Raw genomic sequence first — 24,741 nt, 5'->3', positions numbered from 1 at the left:
TAGAGTAAAGCATAGTTCACTTTGAAAATATTAGTCTAAGAATTTTGTAATATCTACTTGTAGTGCACCATCGTCACCTCTTGGTGTTGTCTTAGTGTTGAATTTTATACCATGTTTAACTGATAATTCTTTTAGTGCAGCCTTATCTTCTTTTCCTAAGAATATTGAACGAGTTACTTGTTGTTTACCTTCACAGTTGTGAATATTTCCAATGTTTATTTCTTTAACTGGCACTCCACCTGCGATAAGTTTTAATGCATCTGCTGGTGTCTTACATATTATAAATATTTTTTGTTGTGGTGATGCTTTATGAATAACGTCACATGTTTTTTGCACTGAGAAAAATCTCATAGCAATTGATTTTGATACTACTGTCTTCATTAAAGTTTGTTGAATTTTATCTTCGCTAGCTTCATCATTAGCAACTATTACAGTATTAACGCCTAATGCATTTAACCACATTTGTCCTTGTCCGTGTACTAGTCTTTCATCAATTCTCATCATTTCAATATTTACGCTCATTTTAATTTCTCCTTCTCTTACCAATATAAATTCCAGTCTTTATAAAATCTTATTAACGCTTCTAAGTAGTAGTAATCTCCCCATATGTTTCCTTCATCTACACCTTTTCCTGAATGCCATGAGTAAACTCCATGTAGTAATACTGATTTTCCTTCTTGAACATCAGAATTAGTATAGTTTTCTATTAGTGATCTTAAAATATTATGCATTGCATATTTATATACTTCTTTATCACTATCTACTTCTGGAAGATATTTTCCCATTTCGTGCATTCCACAAACAGCTATTGCTGCTGCTGAAGAATCTTTTGAATGATTGTCTCCATCTCCAAATATTAAATCCCAATAACAAACGTTATCATTTGGTAATCTATTTAAGAAGTAGTTTGTCATTCCCTTATATAAATTGAAGCTGTGTGGGTTTTTAGCATTTCTATAGTTTAGTGGAATACCATATATTCCCCACGCTTGTCCTCTAGCCCAAGCTGAATCATTGCTATATCCTTGTCTTGTAACTCCTTTAACCGGTTTACCATCCTCCGGATTCATATAGAATGTATGGAATGCTGATGCATCATCTCTTATAACATTATTACAAGAAGTTACAAAATGTTTATCTGCCATTTCTCTGTACTTATTATCACCTGTTGTTTCAGATGCCCAGTAAAGTAAAGGTATATTTAATAAACAGTCTATTATGAATCTATAGTGGTCTTTACTTCCAAGGTCTCCCCAAGCTTGAATAAACTCACCTTTTTCTTGGTATCTTGAGATTAACTTATCTGCTGCCTTTATAGATGCTTCTTTAGCTACTTCTGATCCAGTTAATTTATATCCACTAACTGTTGAAAGTGAATAAAGAAATCCTAAATCGTGGTGATCTATTTCTATATTATTATCAACTCTATTTTTAAATGATAATACATTTTTCTCTGCTAATTTTCTATATTTGTCTTCACCAGTATGTTCATAAGCTAACCATAGTAAACCTGTCCAAAAACCATCTGTCCACTCTATATTTTCTATAATTCCATATTTATTATCTTTAGTTGCTGATGATGGAAATTTTTCTTTAAAGTATTCCATGTTCGCATCAATTTGTTTTATAACATTTTCTATTGCTTTTTCTACTTCTACTTTTGTTAGAAGCTTTGTATTAAGAAACTCTTCTCTCTTCTTAATTTCTTCAACATTTATTTTTTTTATCATGACTTCCCCCGTAATAATTATCTTAGTTTGAATATCACTATTTTATACCTATAACTGAAAGTTAAACCTACATTTAGTAAACCGGTTTTATATAGTCGAAAATTATCCCCTTCTTATAGCTATCAACAAATCTAATCTCATAATTCCAACTTTTTTCTTCAACTAAACAGTATTTTATTTCATATCTTTTGGAATTAATCGGATGATTAACATTTTTGTTATTAATAATCTCCTCCTTAAATCAAACTATTTAACGAATTTAGTAAACTGGTTTACTTGCTTTATATTTTTATTATACATACTAATGAAAAGGTTGTCAACATTTTTTTCTGAATATTTTTTTAGATTTTCTAAGTATTTTTTATAGTTAATTTTCTTATTTATATGTTTAAAGAGACTCTTCTTGCAGAATAGTCTCTTTAAAACAATTTATATTATTTTTTAAATTATATTAAAGAATAATATAAATTTAAAAGCTTAATTCGTACCAAAAATAACTGTTTCCGGTTTTACAGTATCCCCATAAGCCGGTACTAAAGTTTTATCAAATGCTTCTTTAAAGAATCCTTCTTTAATAAGGTTATCTACCTCATTGTTAATCCATTGTAATAACTCTTCATTTCCCTTTTTAACAGCCGGTGCAATTGTATCTTCTTCTCCTAGAGTTGAAATATACGTTGTAAACCCATTATTTTCTCTAGCCCAAGCAAATAATAAAGTATTGTCATGTGCTAAAGCAGCTCCTCTTCCGTCTTTTAATGCCGCAAAAGCCTCAGTATTGTGTTCAAATTTAACTAATTCAATATCAGGATAATTCTTTGTAAAGTAATTTTCTGCTGTTGTTCCTTTATTTACTATTAGTTTCTTACCATTTAAATCATCTACTGATTTTATTGGACTTCCATCAGATGAAACCACACCTAAAGCAACTTTCATATAAGGACTCGCAAAATCTACTTTTTCTTTTCTTTCAGGTGTTACAGTAAAATTAGCTAGTATTATATCCACCTTATTTGACTGTAAATATTCTACTCTATTTGCCGCTTCAACTAATACAAATTCAACTTTACTTTCATCTCCTAATAAATCCTTAGCTATCCTTTTTCCTAAATAAACATCATATCCTTGATTTACTCCTTTTTCATCAACGAATCCAAATGGTGGTTTATCACTAAATACCCCAATTCTTACTTTACCAGCTTTCTTAATTTCATCTATTGCTGATTTACTTTCACCTTTTTTTGATCCACATCCAACTAATGCTCCTACTGCTATTACTAGTATTAAAATCAATGACAATATTTTTTTCATTTTATTTACCCCTTCCTTTTTATTATTTAGCACCGTTATACATTTTCATCTAAAACAGCTATTATTTATACAAATCAAATGAAGCTAAAAAACTTTTTGCTCTTTCTGTTTTTGGATTTGAAAAAAATTCTTCTGGAGAAGATATTTCTATGATATTACCTTCCTCCATAAAAACAATCTTATCTGCTATATTTTTTGCAAATTCTAATTCATGAGTAACTATAACCATAGTCATTCCATTTTGTGCCAATTCTAGTAAAACCCTCAAAACTTCTCTAACCATTTCCGGGTCTAACGCAGCTGTAACTTCATCAAAAAGCATTATTTCTGGATTCATACACAATGCTCTTACAATTGCTATCCTTTGTTTTTGACCACCTGATAACTCTCTAGGATAAGCATACTTTCTGTTAAATAGTCCAACTCTATTTAACAGCTCATCTGCTTGTTTAATTACTTCTTCTTTCTCTCTTTTTTGAGCTTTAGTCGGTCCAAGTAAAATATTATTTATAACATTCATATGAGGAAATAATTCATAACTTTGAAAGACCATTCCTATAGTTCCTCTTACCTTTTCAAATTCTACCTCCTTCCCTAAAACTCCATAATTCTTTAAAATTATTTCTCCTTCATCTATATTTTCTAAGCCATTTAAACATCTTAAAAATGTGCTTTTACCACAACCTGAAGGTCCTAGAATAACTACTACTTCCCCCTTTTTAATTTCTAAGTCAACTCCCTTTAGAGCATTAATTTCTCCGTAGTTCTTCTTTATATTATTAACTTTAAGTAATATTTCTTCACTCATAAAATCCCTCCTAGTTTAACTTTTTCTCTAATGCCTTTGCTCCTAAGGAGATTGGGAAACATATTAGAAAATAAATTATAAGCATTAATCCATAAATCCAAAATGAAGCTAATGGCTCTGTTAAAACTGTTCTTTCTATGATTTGCTGGCCAACTTTAACTAAATCTACCGCTCCAATCAAAGTCATTAAAGTAGTAGTTTTTATCATTCTTGTACTTAAATTTATAATCCCAGGAAGAACTCGTCTTATACTTATTGGAATTATAATATATCTGTAAGTCTTTATTTTATTTAAAGACAAAGCCATTGCTGATTCATAATATATTTTAGGAATAGATGTAATTGCACCTCTTACCAAATCACCTATTTCTGCTGTACCCCATAATGTAAAAACTATATATCCAACATATATTGAATCTAAATGAATATTTAAAAGAGTTGGTACTCCAAAGTAAAATATGAAAAGCCATACCATTAAGGGTATTATCCTTATACTTTCAAGATATATGGTTGAAATAATTTTTACTACTTTTCTTTTACTAATCATAACTATTCCAAATATAATTCCTAATATAGTAGATAAAATAACTGATACAAAAGCAACATTTAATGTTACAAGTAATCCTTCTAAAAGCCTATTCATGTTATCCCAGTTAAAAATTAAATTACTGACCAAACTCTCCATATCTTAACCTCCTCTCTAAAACTCTACTAATTATTGAAATAGGAAGTAATATTATAAGATAGAATATTACAACTAATAATAAAGCCTCATTTGTTTTATAATACATTCCTATAACATCCTTTGTAACAAACATAAGCTCTGCAACTGCTATTGATCCAATAATAGATGTTTCTTTAATTAAGAATATACAATTAGCAGCTATAGATGGAATTGATACAGAAAAACTTATAGGGAAAATAATATGCCTTAATATTTGTTTTTTACTTAATCCTATTGCTTGACCACTTTCTATTTGAGCTTTTGATACTGCATCTACTCCACCTCTAAATGATTCTGCCATATAAGCTCCGCCTAAGAATGATAGACCTATAACTCCACAAGTAAAACCACTTATCTTTATTCCAAATTTAGTTAATCCATAATAAAGAAAAAATACTTGTATCAATAGTGGTGTATTTCTTGAAAATTCTATATATATCTTAGATACAACATTTATAAATTTTAAATTAAAATATCTTGCTACTTCTATTAATAATCCAATTAAAATAGATAATATAATAGATATAATAGCTAGTTCGAATGTTATAAATGCAGCTTCTAAAAAATTAGGTAAGCTACTAATGATAAAGTTTAAATCAAGCTCCATAAAATCCCTCCAATTCTGAAAGTAATTAATTTTAAGTAATAAAAAAACTCCCTCTCTTAACTTAAATAAGAGACGAAGTTATCCTCCGCGGTTCCACTCTAATTGAACATAGTTCCACCTTAATAAATTACGCTATAAACGGCGTTCCGTTAAAATGCTACTATATATTTCACATTTTATACTCCGAAGTGCACTTCATATAATATAACGCTAAAGGCTTTCACCATTTCCTTCTCTCTGCAAACACTATTATTATACTACTCTCTTCATCATTGCATTTATTCCTACTATTCCGATATGTTTATTTCAATTATACTCTTTAGTTTTTACTTGTCAATACTTTATTCAATTTACTTTTTATACATAATTATACATTAAACTATTCCAAATGCTTTAAATATGTGAGTCTTATACGATGAAAATTTTATAAAAAAATAAAAGCTGTGATAAACATAGCTTTTATTTTTTAATATTATTATCTCTTATCTCCTTTAAATACCAATGCTAAAGTTCCCGGACCTCCATGAGTTCCAATTACTGCTCCTATAGAATTAATTAATATATCCTTAACCTTAACTTCTTCAAGTATCATTTTTTTTACATCTTCAGCTTCACTTAAGCAATCTGCATGACATATAAAAATAACTTGTTCTTCTGGATTTATTGCTTTTTCTTTTAATTCTTGAACTAAATACTTTAATGCTTTTTTTCTTCCCTTTATTTTATCTCCTGGAATAACCTTTCCTTCATCATCTATTTTAAGGGTTGGTTTTATTCCAAGTAAAGTTCCCACAGTCGCTACCGTTCCTGAGATACGCCCACCTCTTTTTAAGTGATTTAAATCATCTACTACTATAGCATGGATAATTCTTCTCTTATTTTCTTCAACAAAGTTTACTATTTCTTCTATACTAGAACCATTTTTAATCATCTCACATGCATGATAAACTAATGAGCCCTCTCCTACTGATACACTTAAAGAATCAATAACATGTATAATTGCATTTGGATTTTCTTCCAATATCATTTGTCTTGCTATTGTTGAACTATTATAAGTCCCACTTAAACTAGAAGATAATCCTATATATATTATAGCGTCCTCTTGATCTACACACTTTTTAAACACCTCTAAAAAATCTCCAACATTCACCTGTGCTGTAGATGGCACTGCTCCTTCTTTAATCATTTTATAAAAATCTTCATGTTTTAACGTCTGTCCTAAATCATCTGGTATAAATTCTCCATTTATATTAACCGTTAATGGTACTACCTCTATGTCGTTTTTCTTTATATAATTTATAGATAAATCACATGCCGAATCTGTAATTAACTTTATACTCATACATTCAACTCCTATAAGTTCTTAATTTGTAATCATATTATACATATGTTTATTTCACTTGTCAAAACTCTTGACTATCAAACTAAATTAATATAAATATAATATTGCTATCTACAAGTCTTAACAATATTATATCTCATAATTATTAAAATGCATCTAATTATTCAATTCCATCCCACTCTTAGTCATAAAGTTTGTAGCATGTTGTCTCAAATTATCACTAAACATTAAATTCTGCTTTTCTATTTCAGTGTAAGGAACCCTAAATGGATGCTTATAATGCATATAATCTGCTATATTAGTTCCCGCTATATCACCTTGTTGAATATTTATTTTATAAAAAATATATCCTCTTTGATCTTTAGAGTTAGAAGGATAATTTATAGCCCCTGTTATTTTATAATCATGCCTTTCTTGTGCAAAAATATCAGTGCTTTCAACTATGCCTCCACTTAACCTAGGTATTGAAGATGAGTAGTTTTCACCTTTACTTTCATACAATAATCTCCCATTTATAAGTTCTAAAGGCCGTGAGTTACTAATTGCAATACCATCCTGCCAATAAGGTCCGTCTTCCCCAAAATTAAAATATTCAATTGCATATATTTCATTATCCTTAAGTTCTATAAAAATACTTGTTACCTTTAAATTATTTTCTAAATTAGAGTTAAACTCTAATTTATCATTAAAAATTTGAATATTTACTACATTCTTAAGCATAATAATATCCTTATCTAATATATCCTTAACAATTTTCATTGGAACCTCTTCATCTATTAGCATATTTCTCGTTCCAAATTCCTTAACAGGAGCTACTTCAGCAGAGTCTAGTCTAATATGATTAGAAAGTACACAACTAATTCCAACTATAAATATACAACTTATCATATATATGAAAATTAAATTTCTCTTGTTAAGTCTTATATTTTTATCTGAATTCATGCAATTAACATTTTCAATATCATAGCTTAATTTATATAATGATCTAAATATATAAAAATAATAAATAATTATTGGAATAGATATAAACCAAATTTGTCCTAATCCTGTTAAGGCAGAAATCATAACTATACCCTTCCAAATAATTAACCCTAAAATAGGGTCTTTTTTAGGTTGTAAATCTGCTTTATGAAAAACCTTCTGTATACCTTTTCTAAAGATAATAAGAAAAGTAATTTGAAAAACTGTTAATATAAATGCTAGTATAAAAGTATTTTTAGAATTAGCATTTAAAGGTGTACTTATATATATCAGATTTAATACATTAATTATCATATTTATTATAGAAAAAATCCAGGCTGCATTAAGAGCCTTATTTTCTTTTCTTAAGTTACGAAAACCAATATATAAAAGTATTGCTGCTAATGTTGGCAAAATATACTGTAACCATAAAAAATTAAAGGTCACTACAGTAAACATAAAGCCAATAGTAATATTTTTCATAGATTCATGCCAAAAGCTCTTTAAATACTTTTCATCTAAAATTATCGATTTATCATTGAACTGATTCTCATGAAATTTACTCATCCATATCCCCTTTACCATTAACATCAAACTATTCTATATTAACATCAATAGAATTTTAAATAATAAGCTATATATTAATTCATACTTACTTTAGTAAATTATATCATATTTTCCAATAAATTATTATTTTATCTGTAAATTATAAAATAAAAAGCGCAGCCTTTAGCTACGCATTTATTATGATTATTTATTTATTATTAATGATTTTCCAGTCATTTCTGTTGGTACATCAAGTCCCATTACATTTAGCATAGTTGGAGCTATATCAGCAAGCTTTCCTTCTTGTAAAGTTCTTCCTTCTGTATGATTTGATATCCATACAAATGGAACTGGATCTGTTGTATGTGCTGTAAATGGATTTCCTGTTGAGAAATCTATCATAGTTTCAGCATTACCGTGGTCAGCAGTTATAAATAAAGTTCCGTCCTTTTCTAAAACTTTATTTGCAATCTTTCCTAAACACTCATCTACAACTTCTATTGCTTTAACAGCTGCATCCATTACTCCTGTATGTCCAACCATATCTGGGTTAGCATAGTTTAATATAACCATGTCATACTTATCTTGATCTAATCTATTAATTAACTCTTCTGTTACTTCGTAAGCACTCATTTCAGGTTTTAAATCATAAGTTGCAACCTTAGGTGATGCTATAAGAGCTCTATCTTCACCTGGATTTTCTTTTTCTACTCCACCATTAAAGAAGAATGTAACGTGAGCATACTTTTCAGTTTCTGCAATTCTTAATTGGTTTAATCCCTTGCTTGATACATACTCTCCTAAAGTATTATTTATACCTTCTGCTCTATATGCAACATTAACACCTTCTAAAGTCTTGTCGTATTGAGTCATAGTTACAAACGTTAAGTTTAAAGTTTCTCTCTTGAATCCATTAAATTCTTTATCATTTATAGCTCTAGTTATTTCTCTAGCTCTATCTGGTCTAAAGTTAAAGAATATTACTGAGTCCTTATTCTTAATCATTCCATTTGAATCTATAACTGCTGGTAATACAAACTCATCTGTTTTATTATCATGGTATGATCTTTCAATAGCTTCTACAGCTGATGAGGCTACTTCCCCTCTTCCTAATACCATTGCATTATAAGCAAGTTCAACTCTCTCCCATCTGTTATCTCTATCCATTGCATAATATCTACCTGCAATAGTAGCTATCTTACCTACACCAATTTCTTTCATGTAGCTTTCAAGCTCTACTATAAATTCTTTTCCTGATGATGGTGGAACATCTCTTCCATCCATAAAGCAGTGAACATATACATTTTGTAACTCAGCCTCTTTAGCTAATTGTAATAATCCCTTTAAGTGATCTATGTGTGAATGAACTCCACCATCTGATAATAATCCCATTAAATGAAGTGCTGAATTATTTTCTTTTGCATTTTTAATTGCAAGATTTAACGCTTCATTTGTAAAGAATCCACCTTCATTAATCTCTTTAGTTATTCTTGTTAATTCTTGATATATAATTCTTCCTGCACCTATATTTAAATGACCAACTTCAGAGTTTCCCATTTGTCCATCAGGTAATCCAACATGTAATCCACTAGCTTGTAATTGAGTGTGTGGATATTTTTCTATTAGTCCATCAAAATTTGCTTTCTTTGCTGTTTCAACAGCATTTCCATCTGATTTTGGAGCAATTCCAAATCCATCTAATATCATTAACATTACAGGTTTCTTCGCCATAATTCCCTCCAAATTTTTATTAAAATCTATATTTGACAATATTCTAATATTATCTTTCTTTAAATCTAACTTTATTATACTATATTTGTACTTTATAAACAATAAAACACCTATTTCAGTAAACCTTTGCAAGAAAATAATTTCAATAAATTTTCAAACAATTCATAAAAAAGGAGAATTCAATACGAATTCTCCTTTTTTGTTAATCAGTATCAGAAGTTATTTTGATACTGATTCTTTATAGATATTTATTAAATATTTCTCTTTACAAAGTGTCCTTCTTTCATTATTATTTCCATTTTGTCAGCATCTACCTCATGTATATCTTCCAAAGGATTTCCTTGAAGAACAATTATATCCGCATACTTTCCTTCCTCAATAGTTCCTGTAACCTTATCTATTCTAAGCATTTCTGCTCCATTTTTTGTAGCAGCTAAAAGAACTTCTTCTTCAGTTAACCCAGCCTTATTTAATGCATACATTTCAGTAATTGCATATTTACCATATGGAGTTAATGAACTACAGAAAGAATCTGAGCCAACTGTAATACGAATACCTTTCTTATTAGCATTTAATAAATTACTTGTTATTCTATTTAATTCTTTTTCCGCCACTGTATTTCCTGGGAAATTATCATGTATTGGTCTATATGGTGGCTCGTACACAGTAAACCATTCAGTAAAGAATTGATATGTTGGACAAAATGTAATATCTTTTTCTTTCATTATATCTAAACATTCTTCATTTAACTCTTGTCCATGTATTATTGCACTTACTCCAGCCCTACAGGAATCTAATGCTCCTTGATAACCTTCAGCATGAGACCATACTGGTAGGCCAACCATATTACATTCATCAACTACAGCTTGTATTTCTTCCATTGAATAATGAGAATCTGCTTTTGCATCTAATCTCCATATTCCACCACCAGTTGACCATATTTTAATTGCATCTGGATTTTCTCTAATTCTATGACGAATAGCCTTTCTTAAATCCCAAGGTCCATCAACACGCTCTGCCCATGGATGTGAATCGTTATTATATTCCCATGGAAGATTGTGAGAATCTCCATGTCCTGCAGTTCTACAGAAACCTAGTCCAGTTGTTACAACACGTGGTCCTGGAATTATTCCCTTTTCTATCATATTACGAATGTGTATCCCTGATCTTGAAATTTCTCCTACAGAAGTTAATCCATGCTCTAAAGCCTCTTTCGCTTGAGCCACAGCTACTACTGTTTTTTGAATAGGATGCTCTAAAACCCATTCATTATCATTGTCTGATAAATTACCACTAAAATGAAGGTGCGAATCTATTAATCCTGGCATTATTGTTTTTCCACTAATATCCACCACTTCATATGAATCATCAAACTCTATTTTTTCCCCTGCATATTTTATTTTTTTATCTTCTACTAATATCAAAGAATCTTTAACTGGTTCTGCTCCTGTACAATCTATTAATAATCCTCCTAAAAAAGCTACTTTACTCATAAAAACCTCCACCCATCTATTATTCAATTATTTATTTCTTAAAACTCTTCTTTCTTACCAACATAAACGTTCTTCTTTCTTACAGCCATAAAAATCATTCCTACCAAAAGCCATATAATAACTATGCTCCATTCAACTAGATTTAAAGATGCTGGACTCATTGGAAGCACTAATAATGCAATTATTATTAGCGCAGCTAAACAAGCTGCATAAATACCAACCTTACCCCCTGGAACCTTATATGGTCTTTTCAAATTTGGTTCTGTCTTTCTCATTCTCAAGCATGCTACACTTGCCATAAAACAAGCAAAAATAAATGCTAATGAACTGACATTAGTTAATGGAACTAACATATTTTTACCTAAAAAAGGACCTATTATTGTTAAAATTGCCATTAATACGTTAGCTACTTTAGGTGTTCCAGTTTTCTCATCTATCTTTGCAAACTTACTTGGTAATTGTTCCTTTCTACCCATGGCAAGTAGTATTCTACTTGAAGCTGCAAAAAAAGAATTCATTGGTCCTAATGGCCCCATTACTGCAATAACCATCATTATCTTATAAAATACTCCCAGACCTATTACTGATAGTATTGTTAATGCTGGTATATTGTGAGTTATAAAATCCTGCCACTTTACAATGGATCCAAAGGAATAGATACAAATAACATAAAATACACCTGCTGCTAATAATGCTAAAGATATTACCTTACCAAATTTATTCCAATCTAATCCCTCAGAAGCCTCCTCTGCTTGTTGTGGTATTGTATCAAATCCGGCATAAAAAAATGGTGTCATTACAAGGACTGGTAATATCCCCATCCATATACTAGATCCTTCCCCAGCCCCTGATATTGTTCCATCATATATTGGTAAAATGTTTGATGGACCTCCTTTAAATAAGGAAATTCCCATAGCAATAAGCATTCCACCTAATAACAACTTTGCTAAAAATCCTTGTAGCTTAGCTGCTGATGAAGCACCTTTAAAATTAAGGTAAATAACATACCCTGCAAAAATTAATGAGATTAATAGTGGTGGAAGATATACTGTTGCCCCCATAATCTCATATAATGGAATAACATTTAATGATGGTATAAACTCTCCTATTAATGTTGAAATTGCAATAGCTTCCCAAGGACATAATATTGCATTTCCTAACACTAAAAACCATCCTGTAAAGTAAGATAATTTATCACCACAGGTTCTTGATACATATTCAACTATCCCACCTGAAATTGGTATAGCTGATGTTAATTCACCAAAAACAGCTCCTATAGGCAATAAAAAAATAGCTCCAATCATAAAAGCTATCATCGCTGGTACAGGACCACCACCTATTTTCATCCAATCACCAACAAGTAATACCCAGCCAGTTCCTATAATTGCTCCAAACCCTATAGTAAAAAAATTCCATAAGGATAAGGATTTTTTCATTCCAACATTCTCTCCCATTTGTTCCCCCAAAATTCTGTAATACATTTAATAATCTTAATACACAATTTCTTTTAGGAAGTATTATAAATACTAAGATTAATCATAAACACACCTTCTTTACTGTTATAAAGTTATGTCGTATTTATCATACAAGTACATTATACTCTTACTGAAATCGTTTTACAAATATTTTCCTTTTTCATTTTTTATCTATTTTTCCCTATATTTATCTATTTTCCCCTATAATAGATAAAATAATATATAAATTATCCTTATTCCAAATATTTCCCCTAAGTGAATATTTTCTCGTCAATTCTTATCATTTATAAACATTTTTTTCTTCATTTTCTCTAAAATATGCTATTTGAATTATTATTATCTTTCTTATTATTAAAAGTAAAATAGAAAAGTCGACAATGTGAGCTTGCTGAGCTGTCGACTTTTTTCGCGAATGTGCATTTAAATGACACTACAAATTTTATATTTGGTTAATGGAAGTTGCACTTTTCAGTGCCCGAAGCTTGCCTGATGAAAATTTTGCACGCGTACTTTATTCTGTTTTTTACTCTATAGGACTAACTTTAATAACTTATATTCTATAAATAATTTATACACAGATTTTAAGAATATAATTTCCTATAAAGTAAAAATAACCTTATAGGAAATTTATTATTTCCTACAAGGTTATTTATAAATTTTTCTTAGAAATTAACTATTTGTGAAAAATCAGATGCAACTAAGCTAGCTCCACCAACTAAAGCACCATCTATGTCTGACATAGCCATTTGGTCTTTAATTGTATTTGGCTTAACTGATCCACCGTATTGGATTCTTACTTTATCAGCAACTTCTTTTCCGAACATTTCTACAACAACATTTCTTATTGCCATTATTGTTTCATTAGCTTGTTCATTAGTAGCTGTTTTACCAGTTCCTATTGCCCAGATTGGTTCGTAAGCAATAACTACTTTTTCTGCTAATTCCTTTGATAATCCTTCTAAATCAGCTTTAATTTGAGCTCCAACAACTTCATTAGTTGTTCCATTTTCTCTTTGCTCTAAAGTTTCTCCACAGCAAAGTATTGGAGTTAAATTGTGTGCAAATGCAGCCTTAACTTTTTTGTTTAAAGCTTCATCAGTTTCATTAAAGTATTCTCTTCTTTCACTGTGTCCTAAAACAACATAGCTAACTCCCATAGCTTCTAGCATTCCTGGAGCAACTTCTCCTGTGAAAGCACCCTTTTCTTCAAAGTGCATGTTTTGAGCTGCAACTTTGATGTTTGATCCTTCTACTGCTTTTAATACAGCATCTAAACAAACAAAAGTTGGGCATACTACTACATCACATGTAGCATTCTTTACTAATGGTTTTAATTCTTCTATAACTTTTACAGCCTCTGCTGGAGTATAATGCATTTTCCAGTTTCCAGCTATTATTGCTTTTCTCATTTAAAATCACCTCATATAATTTGATATAAAATTGCAATATATATTGCAGATTTATTGTTTATAAATTTTTAAGAAACTCCTATTAACATAAGTTCATAGGAGTACTAAAAAAAATAAGTTTTAATATTTAAATCAAAAATTCAAATTCTTTAAAGCTTATTTGTTGTTTAAAGCTTCTATTCCTGGTAATGCTTTACCTTCTAAGAATTCTAGAGAAGCTCCACCACCTGTTGAGATATGAGTCATTTTATCTCCAAATCCTAAGATATTAACAGCAGCAGCTGAGTCTCCTCCACCAATAACTGTTGTAGCATCTGCATCTGCCATAGCTTTAGCAACTGCAATTGTTCCTTTGTTGAAGTTTTCGAATTCGAATACTCCCATTGGTCCGTTCCATATAACTGTTTTAGCATCTTTAATTGCATCAGCGTATATAGTTTCTGTTTTAGGTCCGATATCTAATCCCATACTTCCTGCTGGAATGTTTTGATCTTCTGTTATTACAGGTTCAACATCTTTGAATTCTGTAGCAACTCTGTGGTCAACTGGTAATAAGAACTTAACTCCTTTAGAAGCTGCCTTTTCTATCATTTCTTTAGCATATTCAATTCTATCAGCTTCTACTAATGATGACCCTACTTCATATCCTTGAGCTTTTAAGAATGTGTAAGCCATTCCTCCACCAATTATTAGTGTATCAACTTTTTCTAATAAGTTGTTTATAACAGCTATTTTATCTGAAACCTTAGCTCCACCTAATATAGCAACAAATGGTCTAACAGGATTATTTACAGCTTCTCCTAAGAATTTTAATTCTTTTTGAATTAAGTATCCACATACAGCTGTATCTAAGAATTCAGTAACTCCAACTGTTGAGCAGTGTGCTCTGTGAGCTGTACCAAAAGCATCATTTACAAATATATCAGCTAATGAAGCTAATTCTTTTGAGAATTCTTCGATATTCTTAGTTTCTTCTTTTCTGCATCTTGTATTTTCTAATAATACAACATCTCCATCTTTCATGTTTGCAACAGCATCTCTAGCATTTTCTCCTACAACTTCTTCATCTCTTGCAAATACAACTTCTTGATTTAGCATTTCGCTTAATCTTTTAGCAACTGGAGCTAATGATTTTGATGCATCTTTTCCTAAGTGTGAGCAAAGTATAACTCTTGCACCATTATCTATTAAATATTTAATTGTTGGTAATGCACCATTTAATCTATTTTCATCTGTTATAACACCATCTTTTAATGGCACATTGAAGTCACATCTTACTAAAACCTTTTTACCTTTAACAGCTATATCTTCTATAGTTTTCTTATTAAAGCTCATTGATTTCACCTCTTAAATTTATTTTTAATGAAACTCTTGTTCATTTCATTCATAATAGTAAGCATTAATAGTAAAAATCAAAGATTTTCAACCTCTGCTTAATTTAAAATTGGTCTGGCCTCATAGATTTTACTATAAAACCAGACCAACAATATGTTCTTTATAAGTATAAACTTAACTATTTAATTATCTAGTTACGAAGTACTTTAAAGTTCTGATTAATTGGTTAGTGTATGACATTTCATTGTCGTACCAAGAAGCAACTTTAACTAATTGTTCTCCGTTAACTTCCATAACCTTTGTTTGAGTAGCATCAAATAATGAACCAAAGCTGATTCCGATGATATCTCCTGATACTAATTCTTCTTCAGTATAACCGAATGATTCATTTGCAGCAGCTTTCATAGCTTCATTGATTTCTTGAGCTGTTACTTTCTTTTCTAAAGTACATACTAATTCAGTTAATGAACCAGTTATAACAGGAACTCTTTGAGCGCCTCCATCTAATTTTCCTTTTAATTCAGGAATAACTAATCCAATTGCTTTAGCAGCTCCAGTTGAGTTTGGAACTATGTTAGCAGCAGCAGCTCTAGCTCTTCTTAAATCACCCTTAGCATGAGGACCATCTAAAGTGTTTTGGTCATTAGTGTAAGCGTGAATAGTTGTCATAAATCCTTTTTGGATTACGAACTTGTCATTTAATACTTTAGCCATTGGAGCTAAACAGTTTGTAGTACATGAAGCACCTGAAATAACTGTTTCAGTACCATCTAATATTTCTTGGTTAGTGTTGAATACAACTGTTTTAATATCACCAGTTGCAGGAGCTGATATAACTACTTTCTTAGCTCCAGCTTGTAAGTGTAATCCAGCCTTTTCTTGAGAAGTGAAGAATCCAGTACATTCTAAAACTACATCAACATTTAATGCTGCCCATGGTAGGTCAGCTGGATTTCTTTCAGCTGTTACTTTTATTTCTTTTCCATTAACTACGAAAGCACCTTCTTTAACTTCGATTTCTCCGTTAAATCTACCTTGTGCTGAGTCATACTTGAATAAGTGAGCTAAAGTTTTAGCATCTGTTAAGTCATTGATTGCTACCACGTTGAATTCTGGGTTTTCAATCATTAATCTTAATGCTAATCTTCCTATTCTTCCAAAACCATTAATTGCTACATTTACCATTTGCAATTACCTCCTAAAAATAGTTATATTTAAAATTTTTAAAATTTTAAGCTTATTTAGTTTGTTCCTTGATAAATTCTACGATTTTTCTACCAGCTGCTTCATCCGTTACTAACACTGCATTATTGTTTCTCATCATAGTTGCAATAATAGCGTCAACTTTATTTTCCCCAGCTGCTACTGCAATATGTGTGTTAATTTTTCTTGCTTCATTAATATTTATTCCAATTGAAGTATTTTCTGAAACCACCTTAGAATCTTTGTTAAAGTAACATCCAAATGCCTCTCCTACAGCTCCAAGAAATTTAAGTTTATAAAGTTCTTCCTCTAAAACATCTCTCTTCTCAGCCATAACTAAAGCATCCCCTATTCCATATATTAAAATATCTGCTTTATGAATATTATCTATTACTTCTTTTATTTCTTTTTCCTTTAGTAAAGTATCTAAAAGTTCTAAACTAAGGTTTTCTGGAATATGAAGCAACTTATAAGCGCCATTTAGCTTTTGTGCTAAGGATGCTGCTAATGTACTTGCTTGTATTTCAACTTTTCTTCCCATACCTCCTCTTGCTGGAACTACGAGAATATTTGAAATATTATTTATCTTAGGTAATGCTTCTACAAACTCTTTAATAGTGTTGCCCCCGGTTATAGCTATTATATTATTATCTTTAATAATTGATTTTAGATAATTCGCTGTAGCTTTACCAAGTTCTTTTAAAATTATAGGGTTCATTTCTACATCACCAGGAACAATTATTACATCTCTTAAGCCAAGGAAGGCCTTTATGTTTTCTTCAATATCAGATAATCCTTTAATTTCATGTATAAAATCTTTAAGTTTATCTACTACCTCTTGTCCCTCTTCAGTTACTGTCATTCCTGGAGTGTTTATTTCTATTAGATTTTGTGATTTTAAAAAACTTATTTCAGTTCTTACTATTCTTTCTCCAAGATCTAACTGATTGGCTAAAACACGTCTTCCGATAGGCTGATTGTAATATATAGTCCTAAGTATGTTATATCTTTTCTCTAGGACTTCTACAAGTTCAGGAACTATTTTTTTCTGTAAAGACAATATTTCCTGCACTTCCAACCCTCCTTTGGTCTAAAAAAGTCCCACATATAATATATATGTCCCACATTTATTATTATAAAACACTTCTTTGAAATTTAAAAGTACTTTCTTTAAACTTTTCTAAAAGTTTTACAAATTTTTAGCATTCTGTATTCATATGTTCCATTAAAGTTCTTATTTTACACAAATGGTTCATAAGAGAGAGGCTGACCTTTAAATTCAACTTATTATAATATATAGCCAACCTCTCTATTACTATTTTTTCTTTATAATTTAATATTTATTCTATTCTTTTTCTTTTGCTTGATGATTTTATTTCCATCTCTTCTCTATATTTTGCCACCGTTCTTCTTGAGATATTCAAATTTCTTTTATTAAGTTCGTCACATATTATTTGATCTGATAAAGGTTTCTTTTTATTTTCAATATCTATCATTTCTTTTATTTGCTTTTTAATGTTAACTACAGCGACATCCTCACCGTCACCTTCTGACTTACTTAATCCTGTAGTAAATAAATCTTTAATTTTCACAGTACCAAGACTTGTTAATATATATTTATCTTTTATAGCTCTACTTACAGTAGATTCATGTATACCTAACTCTTCTGCCATTTCCTTAAGTGTCATTGGTTTTAAATATTTTTGACCTTTATCAAAATAATCTCTTTGCTTTTCTACTATCTTTTCTAATATTTTAAGCAAAGTACTTTTTCTTTGTTCTATGCTCTTTATTAAAAACATAGCACTACTTAACTTTTCTTTTACATAATTTTCTGTATTTTTATCTTCTTTATTATTTATAATATTTTTATATAAATTACTTATAGATAATCTTGGTATAACTCCATCATTCATTATAACAAAGTATTGTCCATCTATTTTTCTAATAGCTGCATCAGGAATTATAAATTTAACTTCATCTCCTGTGTAGAATCCTCTGGAAGGCTTAGGTTCAAGTCCCTTTATTATGTCTCCTAAATCTTGAGCTTCTTTTGGAGTTATTTTCAAATTCTTGGCTATAATATTAAATTTATTATCTGCAATTAAATCTAAATACTCATCTATTATAATTTCTAAATTATCATCTAAAATTCCCATCTTAATTAGCTGTATTTTTAAGCATTCTTTTAAATCTCTAGCTCCTATTCCATCTGGTTCCAAATCCTGAAGTATTTCTAATGATTCTTCTCCTAAAACAATTGAAATATTTAACTCCTTACATATGGATTCTAAGGACATGTCCAAATATCCTCTACTATCTATATTTTCTATCATATAAGATACTATGGCCTTTTTATATTCGTCTTCATCACTTTCTAACAACTGCTCGTGCAAATATTCTGTAAGAGATTCCTTTTCACATATGAAATTAAAAGGCGATACATCATCTTCTTTATTATATTCTCCATAACTTTGAGATCCATAATTATCAAATTCTAAGTATTTTATCATTTCTTTGTAATTAATTTTGTCCTGATACTCCTTGTCTTCTTGGACAAAATCAAAATCACCTTCTAGTATTGGATTTTCTACAAATTCATTTTCTATATACTCTCTTAAATCATAAGTTGACATTTGTAAGAGTTTTATAGATAACTGCATTTGCTGAGTCATTATTAACTTTTGTTCTTGCGTGAGATTCAAATTAAAATCTAATTTCATACAGTACACCTTCATTCAAAAAAACTATAACTTTTACTTAATATACTAGTATTAAAGATAAATCTTTAATACTAGTATAAACCTTAAGTAAACGTTATATCAAGTCATTATTGAACTTTAAATTCAAGCACCTCTTCTTTTATCTTAGGAATCTCTATCTTTTCTTTAATTACTTGACTTTTATATGTATTTATTAAATCTATGGTTTTTATGTCAATTAAAGCATCATTTATTATAACTTCTAAAGTATTTTCCTTTAAGCCTTCATTTATTTTATTAACTTTACCGCTCTTAAATAATCCCTTCTTTACATCTGATACACTTTCATATAGCACCTTATCAAAATTTACCTTTAATGAGCCTAATATATTTTCTCTATAATCACTATATACTTCTCTTGCATCCATTCCAATATTAATAACATACTTACCTTTTTCCTTTGCTGCTTTAAAAACACCTTCAGAAGCTCTACCAGCATCTGTTAGTATTACTTCACAACCATTACCATAAAGTTTTAAAGCTTCATTATATGCTATATTTATTTTAGTGCAATCTTCAACATACTTAACATTTTCACTTGATAATAGCTTGGATAATGCAGATGGGTTAGTTATTTTAACTCCTGCCATATATCCTGATAACAATTGTTTATTTGGTTCACTGTCTTTTATTGCAATATAACCTACTTCTTTATTTGTGCTCTTTCTCCCTGCCAATACTCCTGCTAAAAATCCACCTTCTTCATACCTAAAGCTTATATTTTGAACATTACTTTCTCTAATTCTATTTGATGTTGCTATAAACTTCTTATCTCTATAGTTAGTTGCAGCTTCATTTACTACATTATTAAAATCATCTCCAACTACAATTATTAAATCATTGCTCTTTGTAGCTTTTATAAATTCTTTTTGAAAGTTTTGTTCATTACTCTCATCTATTTCTATAGTAGTTATCTTAACTCCAAGTTCTGTAGCAGCCTTGTTTACGCCTTCTAGCCCCAATTCATTTAATCCCTTATCTTCTAAACATCCTTTATTTATAACATAAGCAACTTTAACTTTTTCCAAATTTATTATTGAGCTATTAAGAGCCTGACATCCTGACATTGAAAATATAATATATATAGTAAATGATAGTAATAATATCTTTTTCTTATACACTGTAACCACCTTCCTTTTTATTTTAGCTTACCCCAATAAATATATAAAAATTCGGGTTGTCTTTCTTTAAAACAAAAAAGATAAGGAATTTTTCCTTATCTTTATATAAACATTATTTTAAAATAATTTATTATTGCACTAATTAAAATTTTATTCGAATTAAAACTTTAAGCATTACTTTTAAAATACTAGTTATTTTAAATATTACTTACTTAAAAAGAATAATCCACTTACTCTTGTACCTGAGTGTATTCCAACAGCACATCCAGGTTTTGTTTCTATATATTTTATATTATTTTCTTCTAAATATTTTTTCAGCTCACTTTTCATTTCTGGACTTTCTATTTCTATTAAAATTACAGGTTCGCTTTTATCTGGATTGCTTGTTTCATAATCAGAAATTATCTTTTTTAAAGCTTTTTTATTTCCTCTTACTTTATCTTTTGATGTCATCATTCCATCTTCGAATCCAATTATCACTTTTAACCCTAAAGCAGTTCCTATTGCACCTGCTGTCTTTGAAATCCTTCCACCTCTAACTAGATTTTCAAGAGATTCAAAACATAATGAAGCATTCATTTTAGGTATTATTTTTAAAAGTTCTTCTTTTATTTCTTCTGCTTTTAAACCTTTATCTCTAAGCTCACAAGCCTTTAATACAAAAAATCCTTGAGCAGATGTTATAACTTGTGTATCAACTATTACTATATCTTCTGTTTCTAACATGTCTCTTGCAATACAAGCCGAATTATATGTTCCACTCATGTTAGATGACATAAGTATTGCTAACACTTTATATCCTTCATCTAAGCTTTTTTTAAAGTATTCTTCAAACCTGATTGGAGTTATTTGTGCTGTTGTTGGAAAAACTTTATCTTTTTGTATTTTTTCTTGCATTTCTTCTAAGTTAATTTCTTCTCTATCAATGTAGCTTTCTTCGCCAAAATTAATTAAAACAGGTATTACTTCTATATTATTTTCTTTTATTAATTCTTCTGGAAGATCTAAACAGCTATCTGTTAATATTTTTATTTTTTCCACTTTTATTCCCCCTAAAGTTACTTCATTCCAGGAAAACCAATTTGTCTTAATGCTTCATAAGCTATGATAGCAACTGTATTTGAAAGATTTAAACTTCTAGTGCTAGTTTTAATCATAGGAACCCTTATTCCTTCATGATTATTATGTACTCTTTCTGGTACGCCTGAGGATTCTCTTCCAAACATTATAAAATCTCCTTCTTTAAAAGAAGCTTCATCATAATGTACCCCTCCATGCGTTGTAGCTAAAAATATTCTCTCATTTCCGTATTTTTTCATAAAGTCTTCATAACTCTCATGAATTTCAAGCTTTAACTCGCTCCAATAATCTAATCCAGCACGCTTTACTTGCTTATCATCTATTGTAAATCCCATTGGTTTGATTAAATGCAATGTTGAATTTGTTAAAACACAAGTTCTTGCAATATTCCCTGTATTTTGTGGTATTTCTGGTTGGTATAAAACTATATTTAAATTCAATTTTTCTTACCTCCGATTAAAAAAGTAAGATGCATTCATCTTACTTTAGTAAAACTATATAAAAAATGATACTATAGGAAACTACATTAGTCAAAGTTATTTAGTATTTATTAACAAAATATTTTCTTATCTAAAGTTCAAAAAATTTATTTATAGCTTTTGCAACTCCATTTTCTAAATTTGTATCAGTTATGTACTCAGCTATTTTTTTTACAGGTTCTATAGCATTTCCCATAGCTATGCCAACACCTGCATATTCAATCATAGATAAGTCATTTTCGTTATCACCAATACATATAATTTCTTCTCTTTTAAATCCATAATAATCAGCTAAAACTTTTACTGCATTTCCTTTTGAAACCCCTTTATTATTTATCTCTACACTTCTTCTTCCTGCTCCAAAATACACTATATAATCAAATTCATTTAGGCTATTTTTAAGTTTGCTAATTTTTTCTGGGTTTAATGAAAATGCTATACATTTTGTAATCTTGCCATTATTCTCTCTAAAAAAACTCTTCCATTTCTCTATATTATTTATAACGTAATAATTTATTTTTAAGCTATCATCACCTACTTGTTTTGTCATATATAACTTAGTTGCTAATTGAGTTAAATTATTACTGCAATATATACTATCTAAAGTATAGAAATGAAAATACATTTTCATCTTATATAACATATCAACTAATTTAATACATTCTTCAGTCTGTATTGGATTTTCATATATAACCTTATTTGTATATTTTTCTCTAACTATAGCTCCATTTGCCGCAATGACAGGTGATTCGACTCCTAAAAGATTAGAATAGTATTCTGCATTATTATAAATTCTACCTGTAGTTACTACTACTTCTACTCCTTTATCATGAATTTCTTTTATTGCTTTTTTACTTTCTTCAGATACTTTTTTTCCCTTACCAAGTAAAGTTCCATCCATATCAATACAAACCATTTTGTAATCCATAAAAAACTCCTTTACTTACCTTTTATATTACTATAATATCATTACACTAAATCTTCAACAATAAATTTAACATATTGATAACATTTATTATGCCTATTTAACCTAAAAAAATATTTAATTATTTATAAAAAAATAGAATAGCCAATTTCTTTGTGCCATTCTATTTTCTCTATATATTATTGTTGTGGTTTTTGTGTTTCAGTAGGACTTTGCTTTGGTACTTCTTTCTTTTTTGTTCCTTTTTTTATAACAGTATCAGTTGTTAAATAAATATCTGTTGCTATAAAGTCTCTTGAAATCTCAGCTCCATTTTTATATGTTATTTGATAAGAACTCGCCTTATATCCAGGCATTCCATTAACAACAACTTTTTCAGTACCTTCATCCATAGTAGAATCATTTTCATATTTTACTTCAGGATTATACTTTTCGTGAACTTCATTTACTAATTCGTAAGTTTTTCCTTCCATAGCTTCAACATTACCATATATATTAAATGATACTGATCCTCCCCCTACATATCCTTGTATATATATTGGAAAATCATATGAATTTTTAAATTTGTAATCTACAAATCCATAAGCAACTGTTGCATCTAATCCTGGTTCTGAATATGAAACCGTTAAGGAATGATTTGCTCTTTCTGTAGATCTTAAGTTTGCTCTCATTGCCGTTCTATACAAAGCAGTTGATACTTGACAGATTCCTCCGCCATAATCAGGAACTATCTTATTTCCTACATAAGTGTTAGCCTTTTCATATCCTTTATCTGGTGTAGTGTCTCCGATTAAAGCATTATAACTAAATTCTTCTCCTGGCATAACAATAGTTCCATTAACTGTTTCTGCTGCAATTTGCATATTCCTTACTCTTCCATCACCTGTATCCCTATAGCTATTGCTATACCCACTTATTTTGCCAGTTATTTTCTTAAGATCATCTTCTTTTACTTTTGCCTCTTCTTCTTTTAATTCAAAAGTTAATTCAACAATATTAGTTGGATCTCCATTAATATTTTCAACTAATTTAGTATGAAGCTCTTCTTCATCTATTTTCTTTCCTGAAACTTCTGGAGTAATCACTATGTTGCCTGAACTTATTTCTATTTTAGCATTCTTAGGATTTATATTAACTTCAGACTTAACCTTATCTTCAAAAGTTTTTAGAATTTCTTCATCATATGAAATCTTAGCATCTATATTATTAATCTTTTTCTTTCTAATAAGTGAATTTTTAGAAAACATACCTTCACTTTTTCCATAATTAAAAGCCTCTTCTGCAATAGCTTCGGTATCATATTTAGGTTGTATTTCCTTATAAGATAATTCTACTTTTTTGTCTCCAACTATAACATCTAGTTTCTTGTCCATTATTAGACCTGATAATTTTTCATTTAATAAGCTTATAGCTTCTTCTTTATTTAAACCGCTTAAATCAACACCATAAACACTAATTCCAGGATAGATTTTATTTTCCCATGAAGCTACTCTATTATTAGCTGAAAAAGCATATCCTATAATTCCTATTATCATTACTATTATTATAATTCCTGCAAACATTAATGTATTTTTATTTTTGACAAATAATGCTTTTTTATTATTTTTTTCCTTTTTCTCCAATTTCACCACTCCTTCCTAATTAATCTTAATAAAACTATGAAAATTGAACTTTAATTTATAAATACAATAATAATATAT

The 24,741-nt window shown here is 29.4% G+C and carries 21 protein-coding genes and 1 other annotated feature; all 21 genes read right to left on the bottom strand.

Annotated elements, in window-relative coordinates; all coding sequences use genetic code 11:
- Positions 1 to 30 precede the first annotated feature (30 nt).
- The 21 genes from ACZJV1_RS04355 to ACZJV1_RS04255 all read right to left on the bottom strand — a co-directional run bounded on the left by ACZJV1_RS04355 (position 31) and on the right by ACZJV1_RS04255 (position 24,663).
- Positions 31 to 522, bottom strand: a complete 492-nt coding sequence (locus ACZJV1_RS04355) for a PTS sugar transporter subunit IIB (RefSeq protein WP_411170031.1) — start codon at positions 520 to 522, stop codon at positions 31 to 33.
- A gap of 17 nt (positions 523 to 539) precedes the next feature.
- Entirely contained in the window at positions 540 to 1,730 is a 1,191-nt protein-coding gene (locus ACZJV1_RS04350; protein WP_463651552.1) for a glycoside hydrolase family 88 protein, read from the bottom strand.
- 477 nt (positions 1,731 to 2,207) lie between these two features.
- Positions 2,208 to 3,041 (bottom strand): cysteine ABC transporter substrate-binding protein, encoded by an 834-nt coding sequence (locus ACZJV1_RS04345; protein ID WP_463651551.1) that lies wholly within the window; start codon positions 3,039 to 3,041, stop codon positions 2,208 to 2,210.
- A gap of 61 nt (positions 3,042 to 3,102) precedes the next feature.
- Positions 3,103 to 3,849 carry an amino acid ABC transporter ATP-binding protein gene (locus tag ACZJV1_RS04340; RefSeq protein ID WP_411170028.1) on the bottom strand — a complete coding sequence of 249 codons (747 nt, stop codon included), beginning with the start codon at positions 3,847 to 3,849 and terminating at the stop codon, positions 3,103 to 3,105.
- 10 nt (positions 3,850 to 3,859) lie between these two features.
- Positions 3,860 to 4,534 carry an amino acid ABC transporter permease gene (locus ACZJV1_RS04335; RefSeq protein WP_463651550.1) on the bottom strand — a complete coding sequence of 225 codons (675 nt, stop codon included), beginning with the start codon at positions 4,532 to 4,534 and terminating at the stop codon, positions 3,860 to 3,862.
- Positions 4,515 to 5,180, bottom strand: a complete 666-nt coding sequence (locus tag ACZJV1_RS04330; protein WP_463651549.1) for an amino acid ABC transporter permease — start codon at positions 5,178 to 5,180, stop codon at positions 4,515 to 4,517. The genes ACZJV1_RS04335 and ACZJV1_RS04330 overlap by 20 nt, the downstream gene beginning before the upstream one ends.
- A 65-nt stretch (positions 5,181 to 5,245) precedes the next feature.
- Positions 5,246 to 5,462: a binding site (T-box leader), on the bottom strand.
- Positions 5,463 to 5,655: 193 nt separating this feature from the next.
- Positions 5,656 to 6,522 carry a DegV family protein gene (locus ACZJV1_RS04325; RefSeq protein ID WP_463651548.1) on the bottom strand — a complete coding sequence of 289 codons (867 nt, stop codon included), beginning with the start codon at positions 6,520 to 6,522 and terminating at the stop codon, positions 5,656 to 5,658.
- Between the two features lie 156 nt (positions 6,523 to 6,678).
- The gene (locus ACZJV1_RS04320) at positions 6,679 to 8,049 is read right to left on the bottom strand and encodes a hypothetical protein (protein ID WP_463651547.1); all 1,371 of its coding nucleotides are present in this window, start codon (positions 8,047 to 8,049) and stop codon (positions 6,679 to 6,681) included.
- 183 nt (positions 8,050 to 8,232) lie between these two features.
- The gene (gene gpmI, locus ACZJV1_RS04315) at positions 8,233 to 9,759 is read right to left on the bottom strand and encodes a 2,3-bisphosphoglycerate-independent phosphoglycerate mutase (protein ID WP_463651546.1); all 1,527 of its coding nucleotides are present in this window, start codon (positions 9,757 to 9,759) and stop codon (positions 8,233 to 8,235) included.
- 251 nt (positions 9,760 to 10,010) lie between these two features.
- Complete coding sequence (locus tag ACZJV1_RS04310) at positions 10,011 to 11,252, bottom strand: metal-dependent hydrolase family protein (RefSeq protein WP_463651545.1); 1,242 nt, start codon at positions 11,250 to 11,252, stop codon at positions 10,011 to 10,013.
- Positions 11,253 to 11,290: 38 nt separating this feature from the next.
- Positions 11,291 to 12,706 (bottom strand): APC family permease, encoded by a 1,416-nt coding sequence (locus ACZJV1_RS04305; protein WP_463651544.1) that lies wholly within the window; start codon positions 12,704 to 12,706, stop codon positions 11,291 to 11,293.
- A gap of 683 nt (positions 12,707 to 13,389) precedes the next feature.
- Positions 13,390 to 14,136, bottom strand: coding sequence for a triose-phosphate isomerase (gene tpiA / locus ACZJV1_RS04300; protein WP_463651543.1), 747 nt, complete (start codon positions 14,134 to 14,136; stop codon positions 13,390 to 13,392).
- A 156-nt stretch (positions 14,137 to 14,292) separates the two neighbouring features.
- The gene (locus tag ACZJV1_RS04295; RefSeq protein ID WP_463651542.1) at positions 14,293 to 15,471 is read right to left on the bottom strand and encodes a phosphoglycerate kinase; all 1,179 of its coding nucleotides are present in this window, start codon (positions 15,469 to 15,471) and stop codon (positions 14,293 to 14,295) included.
- 186 nt (positions 15,472 to 15,657) lie between these two features.
- Positions 15,658 to 16,656 carry a type I glyceraldehyde-3-phosphate dehydrogenase gene (gene gap, locus ACZJV1_RS04290; RefSeq protein WP_411170019.1) on the bottom strand — a complete coding sequence of 333 codons (999 nt, stop codon included), beginning with the start codon at positions 16,654 to 16,656 and terminating at the stop codon, positions 15,658 to 15,660.
- Between the two features lie 52 nt (positions 16,657 to 16,708).
- A complete protein-coding gene (locus ACZJV1_RS04285) occupies positions 16,709 to 17,746 on the bottom strand; it encodes a sugar-binding transcriptional regulator (protein ID WP_411170018.1) in 1,038 nt (345 codons plus the stop codon).
- Positions 17,747 to 18,014: 268 nt separating this feature from the next.
- The gene (gene rpoN, locus ACZJV1_RS04280; protein ID WP_463651541.1) at positions 18,015 to 19,397 is read right to left on the bottom strand and encodes an RNA polymerase factor sigma-54; all 1,383 of its coding nucleotides are present in this window, start codon (positions 19,395 to 19,397) and stop codon (positions 18,015 to 18,017) included.
- Between the two features lie 107 nt (positions 19,398 to 19,504).
- Positions 19,505 to 20,557 (bottom strand): BMP family lipoprotein, encoded by a 1,053-nt coding sequence (locus ACZJV1_RS04275; protein WP_463651540.1) that lies wholly within the window; start codon positions 20,555 to 20,557, stop codon positions 19,505 to 19,507.
- A 204-nt stretch (positions 20,558 to 20,761) separates the two neighbouring features.
- Positions 20,762 to 21,598, bottom strand: coding sequence for a DegV family protein (locus ACZJV1_RS04270; protein WP_463651539.1), 837 nt, complete (start codon positions 21,596 to 21,598; stop codon positions 20,762 to 20,764).
- 17 nt (positions 21,599 to 21,615) lie between these two features.
- A complete protein-coding gene (locus tag ACZJV1_RS04265; protein ID WP_463651538.1) occupies positions 21,616 to 22,077 on the bottom strand; it encodes a tRNA (cytidine(34)-2'-O)-methyltransferase in 462 nt (153 codons plus the stop codon).
- Between the two features lie 130 nt (positions 22,078 to 22,207).
- Positions 22,208 to 23,044 (bottom strand): Cof-type HAD-IIB family hydrolase, encoded by an 837-nt coding sequence (locus ACZJV1_RS04260; RefSeq protein WP_463651537.1) that lies wholly within the window; start codon positions 23,042 to 23,044, stop codon positions 22,208 to 22,210.
- 176 nt (positions 23,045 to 23,220) lie between these two features.
- Positions 23,221 to 24,663 carry a VanW family protein gene (locus ACZJV1_RS04255; protein ID WP_463651536.1) on the bottom strand — a complete coding sequence of 481 codons (1,443 nt, stop codon included), beginning with the start codon at positions 24,661 to 24,663 and terminating at the stop codon, positions 23,221 to 23,223.
- Between the last annotated feature and the right edge of the window lie 78 nt (positions 24,664 to 24,741).

Source organism: Clostridium sp. LS3 (assembly GCF_055330225.1).
Note: the sequence above shows the minus strand (reverse complement) of the source record. Positions and strands in the feature narration are given on the sequence as shown.

What these genes read in the sequence shown, in the direction of transcription:
- ACZJV1_RS04340 (WP_411170028.1), bottom strand. Translation starts at nt 3,849, where the DNA reads ATGAGTGAAGAAATATTACTTAAAGTTAATAATATAAAGAAGAACTAC.
- tpiA (WP_463651543.1), bottom strand. Translation starts at nt 14,136, where the DNA reads ATGAGAAAAGCAATAATAGCTGGAAACTGGAAAATGCATTATACTCCA.
- ACZJV1_RS04330 (WP_463651549.1), bottom strand. Translation starts at nt 5,180, where the DNA reads ATGGAGCTTGATTTAAACTTTATCATTAGTAGCTTACCTAATTTTTTA.
- ACZJV1_RS04355 (WP_411170031.1), bottom strand. Translation starts at nt 522, where the DNA reads ATGAGCGTAAATATTGAAATGATGAGAATTGATGAAAGACTAGTACAC.
- ACZJV1_RS04325 (WP_463651548.1), bottom strand. Translation starts at nt 6,522, where the DNA reads ATGAGTATAAAGTTAATTACAGATTCGGCATGTGATTTATCTATAAAT.
- ACZJV1_RS04350 (WP_463651552.1), bottom strand. Translation starts at nt 1,730, where the DNA reads ATGATAAAAAAAATAAATGTTGAAGAAATTAAGAAGAGAGAAGAGTTT.
- ACZJV1_RS04335 (WP_463651550.1), bottom strand. Translation starts at nt 4,534, where the DNA reads ATGGAGAGTTTGGTCAGTAATTTAATTTTTAACTGGGATAACATGAAT.
- ACZJV1_RS04310 (WP_463651545.1), bottom strand. Translation starts at nt 11,252, where the DNA reads ATGAGTAAAGTAGCTTTTTTAGGAGGATTATTAATAGATTGTACAGGA.
- gap (WP_411170019.1), bottom strand. Translation starts at nt 16,656, where the DNA reads ATGGTAAATGTAGCAATTAATGGTTTTGGAAGAATAGGAAGATTAGCA.
- ACZJV1_RS04305 (WP_463651544.1), bottom strand. Translation starts at nt 12,706, where the DNA reads ATGGGAGAGAATGTTGGAATGAAAAAATCCTTATCCTTATGGAATTTT.
- gpmI (WP_463651546.1), bottom strand. Translation starts at nt 9,759, where the DNA reads ATGGCGAAGAAACCTGTAATGTTAATGATATTAGATGGATTTGGAATT.
- ACZJV1_RS04320 (WP_463651547.1), bottom strand. Translation starts at nt 8,049, where the DNA reads ATGAGTAAATTTCATGAGAATCAGTTCAATGATAAATCGATAATTTTA.
- ACZJV1_RS04260 (WP_463651537.1), bottom strand. Translation starts at nt 23,044, where the DNA reads ATGGATTACAAAATGGTTTGTATTGATATGGATGGAACTTTACTTGGT.
- ACZJV1_RS04345 (WP_463651551.1), bottom strand. Translation starts at nt 3,041, where the DNA reads ATGAAAAAAATATTGTCATTGATTTTAATACTAGTAATAGCAGTAGGA.
- rpoN (WP_463651541.1), bottom strand. Translation starts at nt 19,397, where the DNA reads ATGAAATTAGATTTTAATTTGAATCTCACGCAAGAACAAAAGTTAATA.
- ACZJV1_RS04295 (WP_463651542.1), bottom strand. Translation starts at nt 15,471, where the DNA reads ATGAGCTTTAATAAGAAAACTATAGAAGATATAGCTGTTAAAGGTAAA.